The organism is Streptomyces sp. NPDC058674 (assembly GCF_042716505.1).
GTDB lineage: Bacteria > Actinomycetota > Actinomycetes > Streptomycetales > Streptomycetaceae > Streptomyces.
The window spans coordinates 66,848-84,177 of record NZ_JBHXSC010000003.1 but is presented as its reverse complement, the minus strand read 5'-3'; the positions used below and the strand labels follow the sequence as shown (position 1 = coordinate 84,177).

The following is a 17,330-nucleotide window of genomic DNA, read 5'->3' as shown; positions in this document are numbered from 1 at the left end:
CCGGAGGCGGTGGAGCCGACTTCGCGATAAGTGTTCGGGAAAAGTGTTATCGAGACCCCTCTCGACGGTCTCCCAGGTATTGGGCATCATCGACCGCCGGTACGGACAGGGAACATCACATGAGTACTCAGCACACGGCAGCGCTGGTGGCAGCGGCCCGCGCGGGCGATCCCCGCGCGCAGGACGAGCTGGTCAGCACCCACCTGCCGCTCGTCTACAACATCGTCGGGCGGGCCCTGAACGGGTCCTGCGACGTGGACGACGTGGTGCAGGACACGATGCTGCGGGCGCTCGACGGGCTGGGCGGCCTGCGGGCGGACGAGAGCTTCCGGTCCTGGCTGGTGGCGATCGCGATGAACCGGGTGCGGGCGCACTGGCAGGCCCGGCAGAACGGCCTCGGCCAGAGCGGCCTGGAGGCGGCGCAGGACGTCGCCGACCCCGGTGCCGACTTCGTGGACCTGACCGTCGCGCGCCTGAACCTGGCGGGCCAGCGCCGTGAGACGGCCCGCGCCACCAGGTGGCTGGAGCCCGACGACCGGGCGCTGCTGTCGCTGTGGTGGCTGGAGTGCGCAGGGGAGCTGACCCGGGCCGAGGTGGCCGCCGCGCTGGAGCTGCCCCCGCAGCACACCGGGGTGCGCGTCCAGCGGATGAAGGCCCAGCTGGAGGCGGCCCGGGTGGTGGAGCGGGCCCTGGAGGCCCAGCCGCCGTGCGAGGAGCTGCGGGCGGTGACCGCGGGCTGGAACGGCGCGCCCTCCGCCCTGTGGCGCAAGCGAATAGCCCGCCACGCCCGGGAATGCGTACGGTGCTCCGGCTTGTGGAGCGGGCTGGTTCCGGCGGAGGGGCTGCTGGCCGGGCTGGCTCTGGTCCCGGTCTCGGCGGCTCTGCTGGCAGGGTTGGACGCGGCCGGGGCGGCCGGGTCCGCCCCCGCGGGCGCCGCCTTCGCCGACGGCTCGGGGGCGGACTTCGCGAACGCCGCGACCCAGCTGTCCCCGGCGGTGTCCGGGCCCGGCCGCGCGGCCCGGCGCCGTTCGGGCGACCAGGCCGGAGCGGCCGGACCGGGCGCGGGCGAGGGGCAGGCCACCCGCGGCACGCTGCGCAAGCGGCGCCGCAGCCGCCGCCGGGTGATCGGCGGCGCCGTGATCGCGGCGTGTGTCGCGGGCGGCGGACTCGCCTACCTCGGCACGCTCCCGGGCTCCGGCGATTCCGAGGCGGGCGGTGGCGCGCCCGCGGCGCCGCTGGCCGCGCTCTCGGCGACCGAGTCGGGAGCGCCGCTGCCTTCCGCGTCGGCCTCCGCGTCGCCCTCTCCGTCGGCGTCCGCTTCGCCTTCGGCCTCCCCGTCGCCCTCGCCCTCGGCGTCGGCCTCGTCCTCCGCCGCGCCGAGCCCCAGTGCGAGCCCGACCCCGGCGCAGAGCCGCTCCAGCGCCCCCGCCCCGAAGCCCTCGGCCCCGGCGCCCGCGCCGGCTCCGCCGGGTGTCGCGGGCCAGGTGGTGGCCCTGGTCAACAAGGAGCGGGCCTCGGCCGGCTGCGGCCCGCTGAAGGAGGACGCGCAGCTCCGCGCGGCCGCTCAGGGGCATTCGGTCGACATGGCGAAGCGGGACTTCTTCTCGCACACCAGCCCCGACGGCGCGGACCCGGGCAAGCGGACGACCGCCTCCGGGTACCGCTGGTCGACGTACGGGGAGAACATAGCCCGGGGGCAGCAGACGGCCCAGTCGGTGATGGAGTCCTGGATGAACAGCTCGGGGCACCGTGCGAACATCCTGAACTGCGCGTTCAAGGACATAGGTGTCGGCATCCACCAGGGTGCGGGCGGCCCCTGGTGGACGCAGAACTTCGGCGCCCGCTGACCGGCGCCGCGGGCCCGGCGCGATCCGAAGGGGCCCGGCACGATCCGAGCGGGACGGACTAGTGGTGGAAGCCCGACCTCGGCTCCGAGGTCGGGACGGGCGGCGGCGTGGCCGTCAGGTGTTCGACGGCCCGGCGCAGGTCCGCGACGAGGAGGGCGATCTGGTCGCGGGTCACGCCGTGTCGGACCAGGACCCTCTGGATGACCGTCTCCTGACGGTCGGCCGGCAGCGGGTACGAGGGCACCTGCCAGCCGCGCATCCGCAGCCGGTCCGAGAGGTCGTAGAGGGAGAACCCGGCCGAGGCCGGATCGGTGAGGGTGTAGGAGACGGCCGGCAGGGCGCCCCGCCCGTCGTACAGCAGGGTGAAGGGTCCCATCGCGGCGATCTCGCGGGCCAGGTACTGGGCGGTCTCGGCGCAGGCGAGCTGCACGCGCCGGTAGCCGCCCCGGCCGAGGCGTAGGAACAGGTAGTACTGGGCGATGATCTCCCCGCCCGGGCGGGAGAAGTTGAGGGCGAAGGTCGGCATGTCGCCGCCGAGGTAGTCCACGTCGAAGACCAGGTCCGCGGGGAGCAGGTCGGCGGTGCGCCAGACGATCCAGCCGACGCCGAGCGGCGCGAGGCCGTACTTGTGGCCGGAGGTGTTGACGGACGCGACGCGCGGCAGCCGGAAGTCCCAGACCACGTCCGGGTGGAGGAAGGGCGCGACGAAGCCGCCGCTGGCGGCGTCCACGTGGATCGGGACGTCCCAGCCCCGCTCGGCCTGGATGCGGTCGAGCTCGGCGGCCAGTTCGGCGACGGGCTCGTAGTCGCAGGTGTAGGTGACGCCGAGGATGGCGACGACGCCGATGGTGTTCTCGTCGACGTGCATGGCGAGCTGGTGGGGCCGCAGGCCGGTGGCGCCCGGCTCCAGGGGGACTTGGCGCAGTTCGACGTCGAAGTAGCGGGCGAACTTCTCCCAGCAGATCTGGACCGGCCCGCAGACCAGGTTGGGCCGGTCGGCGGGCAGCCCCTGGGCGCGGCGGCGCTCGCGCCAGCGCCATTTGAGGGCGAGCCCGCCGAGCATGGCGGCCTCGCTGGAGCCGGTGGTGGAACAGCCGGTCCCGGTGGTGCCCTCGGGTGCGTTCCAGAGGTCGGCGAGGATGTTGACGCAGCGGGACTCGATCTCCGCGGTCTGCGGGTACTCGTCCTTGTCGATCATGTTCTTGTCGAGGCACTCGTTCATCAGGCGGTGCACGCCGTCGTCCGACCAGGTGGTGCAGAAGGTGGCCAGGTTCTGGGCGGCGTTGCCGTCGAGGAGGAGCTCGTTGTGCAGGAGCTGGTAGACGACCTCGGTGGGCGAGTGGTCCTCGGGCATCCGGTACTTGGGGAGGATCTGGCCGCTGAGGGCGGACGCGAACACGTCCGAGTCGGCGTCGGGGCCGCGTACGTCCTTCGTCTCATGAAGAGCCATATCGGGACTATAGGTGAATGCCCCCCATATACACCTGAAGTGACTCGGGAGAACCGGGGGACGACTGCGCAGGCAGCCCGGCGCGGCCCGGCGGCCGGTCCACCCCGCTCCTTCCGGCCGACTCTGGACTGTGACCCCTCCCATAGCGTCCCGGGTCCACCGGAGAAATTACCGTCCAGTAGGGTTACCCGCGTAGATCTTCCCGTCCGAGCCGCTGGAGCCGGTACGGACGGGAAGATCATCCAACTTGTTCTATAAGCAACTTATCGGTTCATGTCCGGATACCGGTCACCGAACTCCGGCGCCCTGATACCTCTTCGGGTCATGAAGAAGATCACCCGCCGGCAGGCTTTGGGTACCACTGCCGGTGCACTCACCGTCCTCGGCATCACCGCAGCCGCCACGAGCGCAAGCGCCGACACCTCCGCGGCCACACCCACCGCCGCGGGCACCGTCGACGAGGTCTACAAGGGTCGACGCATCCAGATCACCCCGGGCGGAGGCGGCCACCACGGCGGCCACCACTCCCCCGGCCTGCCCACCGTCCGAATAGACGGCCGCGAACTGCACGTGATGCGGAACGCCGACGGCACCTGGATCAGCGTGATCAACCACTACGAGACCTTCGCCGACCCGGCCTCGCTGGCCCGCGCCGCCGTGCGCGAGCTCCAGGGCGCCGTCCTCGCGCCGTTCGCACCGATGGGAGGCGCGGCATGACCGTGCGCAAGAACCAGGCCGCGCTCACCCCCGAGGAGAAGCGCGCCTTCACCGCGGCCCTGGTGGAGCTGAAGCGCAACGGCAGCTACGACCGCTTCGTGACCACCCACAACGGGTTCATCATGAGCGACACCGACTCGGGCGACCGGGTCGGCCACCGCTCGCCCTCCTTCCTCCCCTGGCACCGGCGCTTCCTGCTGGAGTTCGAGGCGGCGCTGCAGAAAGTGGACCCGAGCGTCGCGCTCCCGTACTGGGACTGGACCGTCGACCGCACCCCCCGCGCCTCCCTGTGGGCCGCCGACTTCCTCGGCGGCACCGGGCGGGCCCGCGACGGGCAGGTCCTCGACGGACCGTTCGCGTACGCCACGGGCAAATGGAACGTGAACGTACGGGTGGACGGCCGCGCCTACCTGCGGCGCGCGCTCGGGGAGGGCGTCGCGCAGCTGCCGACCAAGGCCGAGGTGGACGCCGTGCTCGCCATGCCGGTGTACGACGCGGCGCCCTGGAACAGCTCGTCGAGCGGCTTCCGCAACAACCTGGAGGGCTGGCGCGGGGCCAACCTGCACAACCGGGTGCACGTGTGGGTCGGCGGCCAGATGGGCACCGGCGTCTCGCCCAACGACCCGGTGTTCTGGATGCACCACGCCTACGTGGACAAGCTGTGGGCCGACTGGCAGGCGCGCCACCCGCAGTCCACCTACCTGCCCGCGGCCGGCACGCCGAACGTGGTCGACCTGGGCGACACCATGCGGCCGTGGAACGACGTGACCCCGGCCGAGATGCTGGACCACCGGAAGTTCTACACGTTCGACACCGAGCCCGCCGCGGCGGCCAGCCAGCGGTAGTGCAGTTCGGGGCGGCCGACCTGGCCGTACCGGGGGGTGCGGTCCGCGCGGCCGGTCTCCACCAGGTGCTCCAGGTAGCGGCGGGCGGTGATCCGGGAGATCCCGGCCGCCTCGGCCGCCCCGGCGGCCGTCATCCCCTCGGGCGCCGACCTCAGCAGCGCGGCGACCCGGTCCAGGGTGGGCGCACTCAGCCCCTTGGGGAGCTCGGCGGGGCGGGGCGCGCGCAGGGCGGCCATCGCCCGGTCGACGTCGTCCTGCCCGGCCGCCTCGCCCGCCGTGGCGCGGAACTCGGCGTAGCGCAGCAGGCGTTCGCGCAGGGTCGGGAAGGCGAAGGGCTTCAGGACGTACTGGACCACGCCGAGGGAGACGCTCTCGCGGACCACGGCCAGGTCGCGGGCCGAGGTCACGACGATCACGTCGACGGGGTGCCCGGCGGCGCGCAGCCCGCGCGCGAAGCGAAGGCCGTGCCCGTCGGGCAGCGCGAGGTCGAGCAACAGCAGGTCGACCCGGGTCCGCTCCAGGACCCGGGCGGCCTCGGCGAGCGAGTGCACGGCGCCGACGGCGGTGAAGCCGGGGACCCGGCCGACGTAGAGCGCGTGCGCGTCGGCGGCGACCGGGTCGTCCTCGACCACCAGCACCCGCACGCCCGGCCCGCTCATACGGGCTCCTCCCCGGTCCGCGGCCGCGGTATCCGAGGCGGCCCGACCACCGGTCCGGAACCCACGCCGCCGGAACCCACGCCCCCGGGGCCCGCGCGCCCGGGGCTTCCGTCCCCGGGGCCCACGCTCCCGGGGCCCGCGTCGCGCCCGGGGCTCCCGTCCCCGGGGCTCCCGCCCTCGGGGCTCCCGCCCTCGGGGCCCGCGTGCCCCTCCGGGCCGACGGCCCGACGCTCCCCCGCCGGGTCGCCGCCGGCGTCGGACGGCGGGTCCGCCAGGGGCAACCGGACCGTGAACTCGGCTCCGCCGCCCGGTCCCCGGGCCGCGGTCGCCGCCCCGCCGTAGCGGCCGGCCACCTGGCGGACCAGCGCGAGGCCGAGCCCGCGCCCCTCCCCCTTGCCGGACCAGCCGCGGCGGAACACGTCCACCCCCTCGGGCAGGCCCGGGCCGTTGTCGGCGACCCGCAGCAGCAGCTCCCCGCCCGCCGGCCGCAGGGTCACCGCGATCCGGGCCGCCGGTACGCCCGCCACGGCGTCGACCGCGTTGTCGATCAGATTGCCCAGGACCGTGACCAGGTCGCGGGCCGGCGGCAGCGCCCCGCCTCCGTCCAGACGGCGGCTGTCGGGGGTGACGACCAGCTCGACCCCCCGCTCGTGCGCCTGGGCGGCCTTGCCGAGCAGCAGCGCCACCAGGACCGGCTCTCCGACCGCGGTGATCACCTCGTCGGTGAGCGCCTGGGCCAGCTCCAGCTCGGCGGTGGCGAAGTCCACCGCCTCGCGCTCGCGGCCGAGTTCGATGAGGGAGACCACGGTGTGCAGGCGGTTGGCGGCCTCGTGGGCCTGGGAGCGCAGGGCCTGCGTGAAGCCGCGTTCGTGGTCCAGCTCGCCCGTGAGCGCCTGGAGTTCGGTGTGGTCGCGCAGGGTGACCACGGTGCCGCGGCGGCCGCCGCCCGCGACGGGCGAGCTGTTGACGACCAGGACCCGGTCCGCGGTCAGGTGCACCTCGTCCACCCGCGGCCGGTCGGCCAGCAGCGCCCCCGTCAGGGGCGCGGGCAGCCCCAGCTCGGCGACGGCCGCGCCCCGCACGCCGCCGCGCAGGCCGAGCAGTTCGCGGCCGGCGTCGTTGATGAGGGTGATCCGGCGCTGTCCGTCGAGCATCAGCAGCCCCTCGCGTACTCCGTGCAGGGCCGCCTGGTGGTAGTCGTACATGCCGCTGAGCTCGGCGGCGTTCATGCCGTGGGTGTGCCGGCGCAGGCGGGCGTTGACGATGTAGGTGCCCATGCCCCCGAGCGCGAGGGCCGCGGCCGCCACCCAGACCAGGGCGGAGAGCTGCGAGCCCAGCCGGTCGCTGATCGCGCGGACGGTGATGCCTGCGCTGACCATGGCGACGACCCGGCCGTCGTCGTCGAGGGGGGTGACCACGCGGATGGAGGGGCCGAGGGTTCCGGTGTAGGTCTCGCTGAAGGTTTCGCCGCGCAGCGCGGGGGCGGTGTTGCCGAGGAAGCGCTCGCCGATCCGGCGCGGGTCGGGGTGGGTCCAGCGCCGCCCGTCGGGGGCCATGATCGTGACGAAGTCCACGCCTGAGTCGACCCGGACCCGCTCCGCGTAGGGCTGGAGCCGGGCCGAGGGGTCGCTCCCGCGCGCTGCCGCCCGTACCGCCTCCCGGACGGACGGGGAGTCGGCCACGGCGAACGCGACGGCCCGGGCCTGGCGCCGGGCGGCCTCCTCGGCCTGGCCGCGGGCGGTCGCGTACGCGAAGACGGCGCAGCCGGCGACGACGACGGCCACCAGCAGCACCTGCATGGCGAAGAGCTGGCCGGCGAGGCTGCGCGGCGGCCGGGGCAAACGGAACATGGCGCTCAGTGTGCACCCGGCCGTGAACTCAATGAACGCAAGGGTGACCGGGGTCACAGCGCGGGCGATGGTCCTCCCGGGACGTATTCACCACCAGGAGGCATCGTGGCCGCCAGGCGCGACAGAACGCACTTTCTCTACATCGCGGTGATCGCCGCGGTGCTCCTCGGCATCGCCGTCGGCTTCGCCGCACCGGGCGTTGCCGTGGAGCTCAAGCCGCTGGGCACCGGCTTCGTGAACCTGATCAAGATGATGATCTCGCCCGTGATCTTCTGCACCATCGTGCTGGGCATCGGCTCGGTCCGCAAGGCCGCCAAGGTGGGCGCGGTGGGCGGGCTCGCCCTCGGCTACTTCATGGTGATGTCCACGGTCGCGCTGGCCATCGGGCTGGTGGTCGGGAACCTGCTGGAGCCGGGCAGCGGCCTGCACCTCACCGAGGCGGCGCGCAGCGCGGGCGAGGCGCAGGCGAAGGCGGGCGGCGCCGAGAGCACCTCGGAGTTCCTGCTCGGGGTCATCCCGACCACGCTGGTGTCCGCCTTCACCGGCGGCGAGGTGCTCCAGACACTGCTGGTGGCGCTGTTGTGCGGCTTCGCGCTCCAGGCGATGGGGGCCGCGGGCGAGCCGGTGCTGCGCGGGATCGGACACCTGCAGAAGCTGGTGTTCCGGATTCTGGCGATGATCATGTGGGTGGCGCCGGTGGGCGCATTCGGGGCCATCGCGGCGGTGGTCGGGGCGACCGGCATCGACGCGCTGAAGTCCCTGGCCGTCATCATGATCGGCTTCTACACGACGTGTCTGCTCTTCGTGTTCGTGGTCCTGGGCACACTGCTGCGGGTGTGCACGGGGGTCAGCGTGTTCGCCCTGCTGCGCTACCTGGGCCGGGAGTTCCTGCTCATCCTGTCCACCTCCTCCTCGGAGTCCGCGCTGCCCCGGCTGATCGCGAAGATGGAGCACCTGGGGGTTTCGCGCCCGGTCACCGGGATCACGGTGCCGACCGGATACTCCTTCAACCTGGACGGCACCGCGATCTACCTCACGATGTCCTCGCTCTTCGTCGCGGAGGCGATGGGCAAGCCGCTCGCACTCGGCGAGCAGATCTCCCTGCTGCTGTTCATGATCATCGCGTCGAAGGGGGCCGCCGGGGTCACCGGCGCCGGACTCGCCACCCTCGCCGGCGGCCTCCAGTCGCACCGGCCCGAACTGGTCGACGGGGTCGGCCTGATCGTGGGCATCGACCGGTTCATGAGCGAGGCGCGGGCCCTGACGAACTTCGCGGGCAACGCGGTCGCGACGGTCCTCATCGGCACGTGGACCAAGGAGTTCGACCACGCGCGCGCAGCCGAGGTCCTCGCGGGACGGCTGCCGTTCGACGAGACCACGCTGGTCGACGACGGCCACGGCGACGAGGCCGCCGCACCCGCGAGGACTCCGGCCGCCGTGCCGGTCCAGCCGGATGCCGACAAAGACGGCGTACCGGCCTGACCGGGGAGGCCGGCAGGGGTCCGGCCGGGCAGGGCTCGCCCCCACGGTGCCCAGCCCGACCGGACCCGACACCGCTCAGGCAAGAGCGATTTTCAGCCATCCACAGGGGAACGGGCGTGCTGTAAAAGGTACTTCCATATCGGGGCACGCGTCTGACATCTTGCGTCCACCACTCGTTTCGTACGGCCCGGTAAGCGCCATCCGCGCGCCACCGGGTCATCGGAGGACGCATTGATACCCCACATATCCAGCCGACCTCGACGCACCCTGGTGCTGGCGGCCGCGCTCGGCGCCGCCCTGGCTTTCGGGGCACCCGCCGCGCTCGCCGGCACCGCCCCCGTCTTCCCGTCCGGCCAGGCCGCCCCGTCCGGCGTCCAGACGGCCCCCGCCGCGGCGCCGGCTTCCCAGAGTGCGACCTGGGTTGCCGGCACCCGCGCCTACCTCGTGCTCACCGCCCCCGGTGACACCTCGGCCGTCCGCTCCGCGGTGGCCGCCAACGGCGGCACGGTCTTCCAGTACTACGACGCCGTGGGCGTGATCGTCGCCCACTCCGCCTCCGGCGGCTTCGCCGCCACGATGCGCGGGGTGAGCGGGGTCCAGCAGGTGGGCGCCACCCGCACCTCGGACGTTCCGGCGGACGCCTACAACCCGGCGCTGCCCGCCAACCCGGCGCAGTCCGCGACCGGTTCGGGCGAGCCGGTGCGTGCCGACATGACCCAGATCAAGGCCGACCAGGCCTGGGCCGTCACCACCGGGTCCGCCTCCGTCAAGGTCGGCATCCTGGACACCGGTGTGGACGACCAGCACCAGGACCTGGCCCCGAACTTCAACGCGGCCGACTCCGCGTCCTGCGCGTACGGCAAGCCGGACACCCGCGCCGGCGCCTGGCGCGACGTCGGCACCCACGGCACACACGTGGCCGGTACGGTCGCGGCGGCCAAGAACGGCAAGGGCGTCATCGGTGTCGCCCCGGGCGTGAAGATCTCCTCGGTCCGCATCGCCGAGCCCGCCACCTCGATGTTCTTCGCCGAGAACACCATCTGCGGGTTCATGTGGGCCGGCGACCACGGGTTCAAGGTCACCAACAACAGCTACTACACGGACCCGTGGCAGTTCAACTGCCCGGACAACGCCGACCAGGCCGCCATCATCGAGGGCGTCCGGCGCGCCCAGGCGTACGCCGAGGGCAAGGGCTCCCTCCAGGTGGCGGCCGCCGGCAACTCCAACATGGACCTGGCGAACAAGAGGACCGACACGGCGAGCCCGAACGACTCGACCCCGGTCACCCGCACGATCACCAACGCCTGCCTGGACATCCCGACCGAGCTCCCGGGCGTGGTCACGGTCTCGGCGATGGGCACCACCGCCAAGGCGTCGTACTCCAACTTCGGGCTCAACGTCGTCGACGTCACGGCGCCCGGCGGCGACGCCACCGGCATCTACAGCACCCTGCCGGGCGGCAAGTACGGCAGCATGAGCGGCACCTCCATGGCCTCCCCGCACGTCGCGGGCGTGGCCGCGCTGCTGGTGAGCACCAACCCGGGCATCACCCCGGCGCAGCTCCGCGACAAGCTGGCCACACAGGCCAACGACGTCGCCTGCCCCTCGGACAGCCGCTGCACCGGCACCACCGCCAAGAACGGCTTCTTCGGGGAGGGTCAGGTCGACGCCCTCAAGGCCGTCGGCGCCACCCCGCCCCCGGGCAAGTACTTCGAGAACCAGGGCGACTTCGCGATCGGTGACAACACCACCGTGGAGAGCCCGATCACCGTCAGCGGTGTGACCGGCAACGCCCCGGCCGCCCTCAAGGTGGGCGTGACCATCGCGCACACCTACATCGGCGACCTCAAGGTCGACCTCGTCGCCCCCGACGGCACCCTCTACACCGTCCACAACCGCGCGGGCGGCGCCACCGACAACATCAACCAGACCTACACCGTCAACGCCTCCTCCGAGGCCGCGAACGGCACCTGGAAGCTCCGGGTCAACGACAACGCCGGCGGCGACACCGGCAAGATCGACTCCTGGAACCTCACCTTCTAGTACGTGCACGGCCCGGCGGGCCACCGGGGCGCGGTCGCGCCCCGGTGGCCCGCGCCCGTTCGGGGTCCGTGCGCGGCGGGCGCGAACGGGCCGGCGGGCGCGAAGGGGCGCGGCGGGCGCACCGGATCGCGTCCGTGCCGGGCCGGCCGGGGCCGGCCCTACCGGGTCCGCAGGACGCAGTCCCCGCAGAAGCCGCCGCCGGGCCCCCTGTAGTAGAGGCAGCAGCTGCGCCGTACGAAGGCGACACCGAGCCCCGGTTCGTGGAGGAGGGTTCCCGTCCCCTCCAGGGCGCCGCCGTCGCCCAGCAGGGCGGCGGCCGCCGTCACCGCCGCATCGCCCTCGACCCGGTCGGTCAGCACCCGCAGCGCCCCGACGAGGCCCGCCGCCGCATTGCCCCGCAGGACCTTCGGCGAGACGGCGAACCGTTCGCGCAGTCCCGCGCCCAGCGGTGCCAGGTTCCCCAGGACGGTCTCTCCCAGCGCTCCGGCCGGCAGGTACGCCGGCTCGGGGAGCCACAGCTCCAGCGAGCCGGCGCCGGGCAGCCGCCACCACACGCGGTCGGGGGCCAGGTCGGGCACCCGACCGGCCAGTGCGAGGCAGCCGAGCCCGAGCGACCACAGCCGCGAGGCGATCCCGAACTGCGCGGTCGAGGCGGCCACCCGGCCCGGTCCGGTGCCGATCCGGCGGCCCACCTCCGCGACGTACGGCCCGAGCGGCTCCCCGTACAGCTCGCCGAGCGGCCGGAATCCGGGACCGGGCGGCTCCTTCCCGTACGGCACGGTGAAGAAGGGGCCGACGGCGGCCAATCGCCGCAGTACGTCGTCGTCCAAGGCCGGGCTCCCCCTCGATGGGTCGGGCACGCACCGGGCGGCCGCCCGCCCGCGCGTCTGCGTCCCGATGGTCTCAGGCCGCGGGCACGGCCCCGCGCGGGGGCCCGCGCCTGGCACCCGGCGCGGGGACCACATCGGCCCGCGGGGCCGGCGGACGCCGCCGAAGCTGCCGCTCACCGGCCTGTACGGCACCGGATCGCTTGGTGGCAGCATGGATCACCTCGGCAACCACAAGCCGAGTACGAGCAACCGGTTCAATGTGGTTCTGGTCATCAAGCAGGGTCACAAGCCCGGTGGCTTCTTCGTCGAGACCGCCTATCCCGTGTAAGGAGCTGCATCATGCACGACCCCGCAGCGCAACACGAGTGGATCGCCTTCGACTTCGGCGTGACCGCGCTCGGAGCCTCCTTCCACGGGGACTGGATGCTTGGCGCCGGCAACGAGCTGGAGCACATCCGCACCTACCTGGGCCCGGCACCGGCCTCCGGCCGCCTCTCTCTGCTTGTAGAGGACGTGCTGCGGCTGCGGGACTCCGGCCTGGACGGTGATGAGCTCAACCTGCTGTGGCGGGCCACGGATCCGCCGCTCGGTGGGTCTCCGGAGATCCGGGGGGCCGAGCGCGCATGGCTGGACCGGCTGCTGACCGTGGTCCTTCCAGTCGCGCGGGCGCGTGGTGCCACGGCGTTACCGATGAGCCATCCCCGGTGTGCACCGGACGGCACGAGTGCGGCGGCGACCGAGCACCGGCGACTGACGGCAGAGGTGGTGGACTTGATCGGCCTGCTCGACCAGCGGGCCGAGGGGCACTACCCCCTGGCTCGGACCCGCCGGGCTCTGGTTCGGTGCGCTGAAACGGTGTGCTCGGAGCTTGCCTTCCGCTTCCTGCTCCATACCGCCAACCAGTTCTGGTCTCGTCTGTCGCCCGAAACGTACGGCCGCCTGGAGCACGTGAGTACAGCGTTCGGGCACGGCCCGCACGTGGTCGACGCGGTCGAGTACCTCATAGAGCAACCGGCCGAGTGACCCGTGCCGGGTCTTGGTCCGCAGCCACAGACGGACGTTGAAGTAGTGGGTCGGTGGCCGGCCCGCAAGGGGCCCGCTGCGAGGCCACACGTCGCGTGGCCCCCGGGGTGCGCGAGGTGACAGTCAGGCTCCCTCCCCCGGACGGGGGAGGGGGTCGGTACCAGCGGTGGAGGTGGCCCGGCCGTTGCTCGCTGCAGGATGAATCCATGCCCCGATCGCACCGGAAACACCTGGCCGCAGCCTCCACCGCCTGCCTCGGCGCCCTCGCCTACACCGTCAGCAAAGTGGACCTGGCGAGCGAGGGCGAGCTGGGCATGCCGGGCTTCCCCGCGCCGGTTGAGGCCTACGCCGCCGTCACCGACGTCGAGACCGCCCAACTCGCCAACGCCGCCCTCGGCCTGCTGATGGCCGTCGTTGCCCTGCTCCTCGTACGCCTGCCGCGGACCCGGCTCGTCCGATGGCCGGCGCTCGTCGTCTCCTGGGCGGGCATCGCAATGGTGGGAGCCGGCGTCCTCGGCTTCGGCGCCCGCGCGGCGGGCCTCGCGCCGAGCCTGGGCGCCAGGCCTCCCCACATGCCCACCGCGCTCGCGGCATTGCTCGTCGGCGCCGTATGGGCGACGGCCTGGACCATCGCCACCGTCTTCGCCACGCGCAGCAGCCGCGGGCGGCGTACCACCAGCGTGGACCTGTGAATGTCAGAGTCACCATCCGGCGCACACCTCCCGCAGTGCCGAGGCACGCTCGCCCCGCCGGCGCGGCCCCCGGAGGAGACTGCCGCCCGTCGGCGCCCTCCGCCCTGGTCCGGGCGGCCGCGTTCGCCACGACTGCCGGTGGACGACGGCGGTCATGCGGCCCAGCTGCGGCAGGACGGTGTTCAGGTGCGCCGATATGGTGCAGCCGTCGGGCTACGGGCAATAGTTAGACTTCCTTTTGAAATCTGGATAGCACGTCTAACATCGGGAGGGCAGGGTGCGCGCCGGGCCGCAAGACCCGGCGGCAGCACGTCGAGCGAGCAGAATCCGGACCCGCCCATGAATGCCGAACAGCACTCAGCCGTCCCCGCCCCCGGCCTCTACGACCGGTCCGGAAGGCGCTACTCCCTGGACGACCCCCGCTGGCGGGGCGAGGACGGCAGCCCCCTCGCCGTCAGTGCACTGCCGGGTCTGCGCCCCGAGCAGATCGACACCGCCGAACGGTCCCTGTGGCGGTACCACGCGGCCCTGCCCGTTTCTGCAGCGCGCCGGGTCAGCCTGGGCGAAGGGTGTACGCCGATGGTCCCGGTCGACTGGGGTGGCCGACGTGTCCACTTCAAGCTGGAGTGGTTCAACCCGACCTCCAGCTTCAAGGACCGTGGCGTATCGGTGATGATGTCCCATCTCGCGGCGCACGGCGCCGACCGCGTACTGGAGGACAGTTCGGGCAACGGCGGTTCCGCGGTGGCCGCCTACGCCGCCGCTGCCGGGATCCGCGCCAAGATCATCGTTCCCACCGCCACCTCCGCGGCGAAGATCCTCCAGGCCCGCGCCTACGGAGCCGAGATCGAGCTCGTGGGCGGCACCCGCGACGAGGTCGCGGACGAGGCGATCCGGCAGTCGGAGCAGATCCCCTACGCCAGCCACAACTGGCACCCCATGTTCATCCAGGGCACCAAGACCATCGCCTACGAGATGTGGGAGTCCCTCGGTTTCACCGCGCCCGACAACGTCGTCCTCGTGGCCGGGGCCGGCAGCAACATCATCGGGTGCGACCTCGCGTTCGGCGAGCTGCTCGGCGCCGGTCAGATCGACCGGCGCCCCCGCCTGTTCGTCGGGCAGCCCGAGCACTGGGCGACCATCGCCGACACGTTCAACGGCGTCGACCCGGCCGGCCGGGGCGAGCGGGTGCCGACGATCGCCGAGGGTGCGTCCATCGCCCACCCGGTCCGGCTGCCCGAGGCGGTGGAGGCCCTCCGGCGTTCCTCCGGCGCCGCCTACGCCGTCCCCGAAGCGGAGATCCACGCAGCGGTCCGCGCACTGAGCGCGCGAGGCTTGTACGCGGAGCCCACCAGCAGCGTCGCCGCGGCGACCCTCGATCACTTCATCGCGACCGGAGAGATCGCTCCGGATGAGACGACCGTGGTCGTACTCACCGGTGCGGGGCTGAAGTCCGCCGAGTCCATGGCCGTGGTGTTCGCCGGGCACGGCGACGGCACTCAGGCATCGGGCAGCGCTCGATGACCCGCCCCACCGGCCGCCCGGCCGACGAACGTGCCCACCCGGCGGACGAACGCGCCCGGTCGGATGACGAACGCGCCGACCAGCCCGCCGTACCGGAAGACGGGCGCTTCCTACCGGAGGACGAGCACCTCGTACGGGAAGCGGAGCGCATTGCTGTCGCCGTCGGGCGCATGTTCCCGGGTCTGTGCGAGGTCGTCCTGCACGATCTGCGCCGACCCGACTGCGCCATCCGCGCCATCGAGAACAACCTGTCCGGACGGCAGCTCGGCGATCCCGCCACCGAACTGGGCCTGCGCCGCATCGCGGACCCCGACTACCCCAGCGTCATCCAGAACTACAGCAACCAGTTCCCCGACGGACGCCCGGCCAAGAGCACCTCGATCGGCATCAAGAACGCCGAGGGGCGTTACGTAGCGGCCCTGTGCCTGAACCTGGACGTCAGCACGCTGTCCCCGCTGGCCCTGACCCTCGCCAACCTCGTCGCCACGGATGCCGAACACCGCGGTGGGGCCTTGGAGACACTGCGCGACCGCACCGGACGCGAACTGCGCTCGGCCATCGACTCCTTCGCGGCGCAGCGCTCCAGCACCCCGCGTGGCCTCACCCGTGACCAGAAGCGTGAGCTGGTGCGGCACCTGCATCGCGAGGGTTTCTTCGAGACCCGCAGCTCCGCACAGCTCATCGCCGACCAGCTCGGCGTCTCCCGGGCGACCGTCTACAACTACACGAAGCAGCCGTCCCGGTGAACGTCCTCAAAGCCTCCTGGTGGAGCTGGTCGAGACCGTCGGCCCCGTGCGGTTGCCCGCGTCGCTGAAGGACCGCTGCTCCTTGCCGGTGTGTGCGGCTGTCAGTGGAAGATGTCCATGAGGTCCGCCCAGGAACCTGCGTCGGCGGCGGGGCGGGCCCGCATCGGGAGCGGATCCGGGTAGGTCTCCGCTGCGGCCCTCGCGCGGACGATGCGGGGCCCACCGCACGCCTCGACCGCGAAGGCGCCGAAAACCTTGGCGAACGCGGCCGGATCGCGGAACTCCACGCCGAACGCCCGGCCGTCCCGCAGCGGCACCCACACCACCCGGTCGCACCGTGTCCATTCCAGCACCGGCTGGTCGTCCGCAGTTGACCGCCCCTCCAGCCACAGCCGCGCCACGTGCAGCAGGTTCACCTTCTCCATCGGCAGTCGCTTGCGCCGCAGCCGCAGTTCACGCGTCGTCAGCTCGACGCGCTGGTCCTTCTTCGGGTACCAGGCGACGCCGATCCCGAACGGCACCCACAGCAGGATTCCGATCATCGGCCAGACCACAGCGTCGCCCCACGACCGGAGCAGCCCGCCGTCCAGCAGGTACAGGGTCCCGAAGACCAGGACCCACTTCGCCGTCATCCGCCAGAACCCGCTGCCCTGCCGGTACAGAACCCGCCGCTTCGCCGCCATCGCCATGCCCGCACGCTATCTTCCGCCCCGCGACTCGCCGTAGGCACCCTTCGACACCGCGCCGGAGCAGCGCCGGCAGGGCGCGGCGGCCGGCCCTGGCCCGCCCTCGCGGGCCGGCCGCCGCGGCGTCAGAGGTGCGCCCGGGTCACGGGCGGTCGCGCGGCTCGTCCACCAGGTAACGGACCGCACTGACCACGTACGGCCCGTGCCCGAACGCCGCACTGACGCGTTCCAGGCGCTCATACGTCGCCGGAGACAGGCGCGAGCAGAACGGGCCGGTGGCGCAGAGCAGGAAGCGGAAGGCCAGTTCCGAACAGACCGTCTCCGCGCAGCGTACGAGCGCCCGGCGGGTGGGCGCCAGCGGTGTGTAACTCCAGGACTGCCGCTGGTCGAGCATCCCGACCAGTCCCACGACGTCCGCCGTCATCCGCCGGTGCTCGGCTGCCGCCGCACTCGTTCCGTCCGGCACGCACGCGGGGTACGTCGAGCAGGAGGCTGCCGAGGCGCCCCGGGACCGCGCGATGGGGACGACGCAGGACAGCACCTCCTGCACCCACTCCCGCTCCTTGCCCGGGATTCCCGGAGCGCCGAGCGATATGTCCGTGGCGTACCACAGCAGGCTGATCTCCTCGCCGCTGAGGCCGGAATCCTCCAGCCTCAGGAGGTCCTCGATGAGCAGGATCACAGGGGTCGGGTCGCCCTCCGCGCCGTACCGCTGCGCGATGTGGTCCAGCGCAGTGTCGGCACAGTTGGACCAGTCGCGGTGGAAGGATGTGCCCAGGTCGGTCGCTCCGAAGTCGAAGGTGAGATTGTCCTGCTCCGTGACGGGGTTGTGCATGTGGGGATTCTTCTACAGCGGGTAGGCGGTGTGGACGTAGAACCGCCGGGTTTGTGGCCACGCTTGGCAGCGAGGATCACTTTGCGTCTGTTGCTTGTCGT

The 17,330-nt window shown here is 72.6% G+C and carries 15 protein-coding genes; 9 read left to right on the top strand and 6 right to left on the bottom strand.

Annotation, left to right across the window (positions count from 1 at the left end; genetic code table 11):
- The first annotated feature begins 119 nt into the window (after window positions 1-119).
- Window positions 120-1,847 (top strand): sigma-70 family RNA polymerase sigma factor, encoded by a 1,728-nt coding sequence (locus ACFWU6_RS02690; protein ID WP_383977846.1) that lies wholly within the window; start codon window positions 120-122, stop codon window positions 1,845-1,847.
- 58 nt (window positions 1,848-1,905) lie between these two features.
- On the opposite strand, the gene ACFWU6_RS02685 is transcribed toward ACFWU6_RS02690, so the two are convergent.
- Complete coding sequence (locus tag ACFWU6_RS02685) at window positions 1,906-3,297, bottom strand: glutamate decarboxylase (protein ID WP_383808037.1); 1,392 nt, start codon at window positions 3,295-3,297, stop codon at window positions 1,906-1,908.
- 324 nt (window positions 3,298-3,621) lie between these two features.
- Between ACFWU6_RS02685 and ACFWU6_RS02680 the strand changes: the two genes are divergently transcribed.
- Entirely contained in the window at window positions 3,622-4,014 is a 393-nt protein-coding gene (locus ACFWU6_RS02680; protein WP_383808040.1) for a tyrosinase family oxidase copper chaperone, read from the top strand.
- Window positions 4,011-4,859: a tyrosinase family protein gene (locus ACFWU6_RS02675; protein ID WP_383977843.1), complete on the top strand. Its 849-nt coding sequence runs from the start codon at window positions 4,011-4,013 to the stop codon at window positions 4,857-4,859. Before ACFWU6_RS02680 ends, ACFWU6_RS02675 begins: the two co-directional genes overlap by 4 nt.
- On the opposite strand, the gene ACFWU6_RS02670 is transcribed toward ACFWU6_RS02675, so the two are convergent.
- Both ACFWU6_RS02670 and ACFWU6_RS02665 read right to left on the bottom strand, forming a co-directional pair.
- A complete protein-coding gene (locus ACFWU6_RS02670; RefSeq protein ID WP_383977840.1) occupies window positions 4,814-5,518 on the bottom strand; it encodes a response regulator in 705 nt (234 codons plus the stop codon). The two genes, ACFWU6_RS02675 and ACFWU6_RS02670, sit on opposite strands and share 46 nt — an antisense overlap.
- Window positions 5,515-7,368 carry an ATP-binding protein gene (locus ACFWU6_RS02665; protein ID WP_383977837.1) on the bottom strand — a complete coding sequence of 618 codons (1,854 nt, stop codon included), beginning with the start codon at window positions 7,366-7,368 and terminating at the stop codon, window positions 5,515-5,517. The genes ACFWU6_RS02670 and ACFWU6_RS02665 overlap by 4 nt, the downstream gene beginning before the upstream one ends.
- A gap of 105 nt (window positions 7,369-7,473) precedes the next feature.
- Between ACFWU6_RS02665 and ACFWU6_RS02660 the strand changes: the two genes are divergently transcribed.
- The gene (locus ACFWU6_RS02660) at window positions 7,474-8,850 is read left to right on the top strand and encodes a cation:dicarboxylate symporter family transporter (protein ID WP_383808050.1); all 1,377 of its coding nucleotides are present in this window, start codon (window positions 7,474-7,476) and stop codon (window positions 8,848-8,850) included.
- Between the two features lie 270 nt (window positions 8,851-9,120).
- Window positions 9,121-10,893 (top strand): S8 family serine peptidase, encoded by a 1,773-nt coding sequence (locus ACFWU6_RS02655; protein ID WP_383978042.1) that lies wholly within the window; start codon window positions 9,121-9,123, stop codon window positions 10,891-10,893.
- A 158-nt stretch (window positions 10,894-11,051) separates the two neighbouring features.
- On the opposite strand, the gene ACFWU6_RS02650 is transcribed toward ACFWU6_RS02655, so the two are convergent.
- Window positions 11,052-11,723, bottom strand: a complete 672-nt coding sequence (locus tag ACFWU6_RS02650) for a (2Fe-2S)-binding protein (RefSeq protein ID WP_383977834.1) — start codon at window positions 11,721-11,723, stop codon at window positions 11,052-11,054.
- A gap of 339 nt (window positions 11,724-12,062) precedes the next feature.
- Between ACFWU6_RS02650 and ACFWU6_RS02645 the strand changes: the two genes are divergently transcribed.
- The 4 genes from ACFWU6_RS02645 to ACFWU6_RS02630 all read left to right on the top strand — a co-directional run bounded on the left by ACFWU6_RS02645 (window position 12,063) and on the right by ACFWU6_RS02630 (window position 15,708).
- On the top strand, window positions 12,063-12,746 hold the full coding sequence (locus tag ACFWU6_RS02645; RefSeq protein ID WP_383977831.1) for a hypothetical protein: 684 nt from the start codon (window positions 12,063-12,065) through the stop codon (window positions 12,744-12,746).
- A gap of 206 nt (window positions 12,747-12,952) precedes the next feature.
- Window positions 12,953-13,438, top strand: a complete 486-nt coding sequence (locus ACFWU6_RS02640) for a hypothetical protein (protein WP_383977829.1) — start codon at window positions 12,953-12,955, stop codon at window positions 13,436-13,438.
- Window positions 13,439-13,777: 339 nt separating this feature from the next.
- Window positions 13,778-14,962, top strand: a complete 1,185-nt coding sequence (locus ACFWU6_RS02635; protein WP_383977826.1) for a pyridoxal-phosphate dependent enzyme — start codon at window positions 13,778-13,780, stop codon at window positions 14,960-14,962.
- On the top strand, window positions 14,959-15,708 hold the full coding sequence (locus ACFWU6_RS02630; RefSeq protein ID WP_383807888.1) for a transcriptional regulator: 750 nt from the start codon (window positions 14,959-14,961) through the stop codon (window positions 15,706-15,708). Before ACFWU6_RS02635 ends, ACFWU6_RS02630 begins: the two co-directional genes overlap by 4 nt.
- A 101-nt stretch (window positions 15,709-15,809) precedes the next feature.
- On the opposite strand, the gene ACFWU6_RS02625 is transcribed toward ACFWU6_RS02630, so the two are convergent.
- Window positions 15,810-16,397: a hypothetical protein gene (locus ACFWU6_RS02625; RefSeq protein ID WP_383807885.1), complete on the bottom strand. Its 588-nt coding sequence runs from the start codon at window positions 16,395-16,397 to the stop codon at window positions 15,810-15,812.
- Window positions 16,398-16,536: 139 nt separating this feature from the next.
- Entirely contained in the window at window positions 16,537-17,229 is a 693-nt protein-coding gene (locus tag ACFWU6_RS02620; RefSeq protein WP_383807882.1) for a hypothetical protein, read from the bottom strand.
- Between the last annotated feature and the right edge of the window lie 101 nt (window positions 17,230-17,330).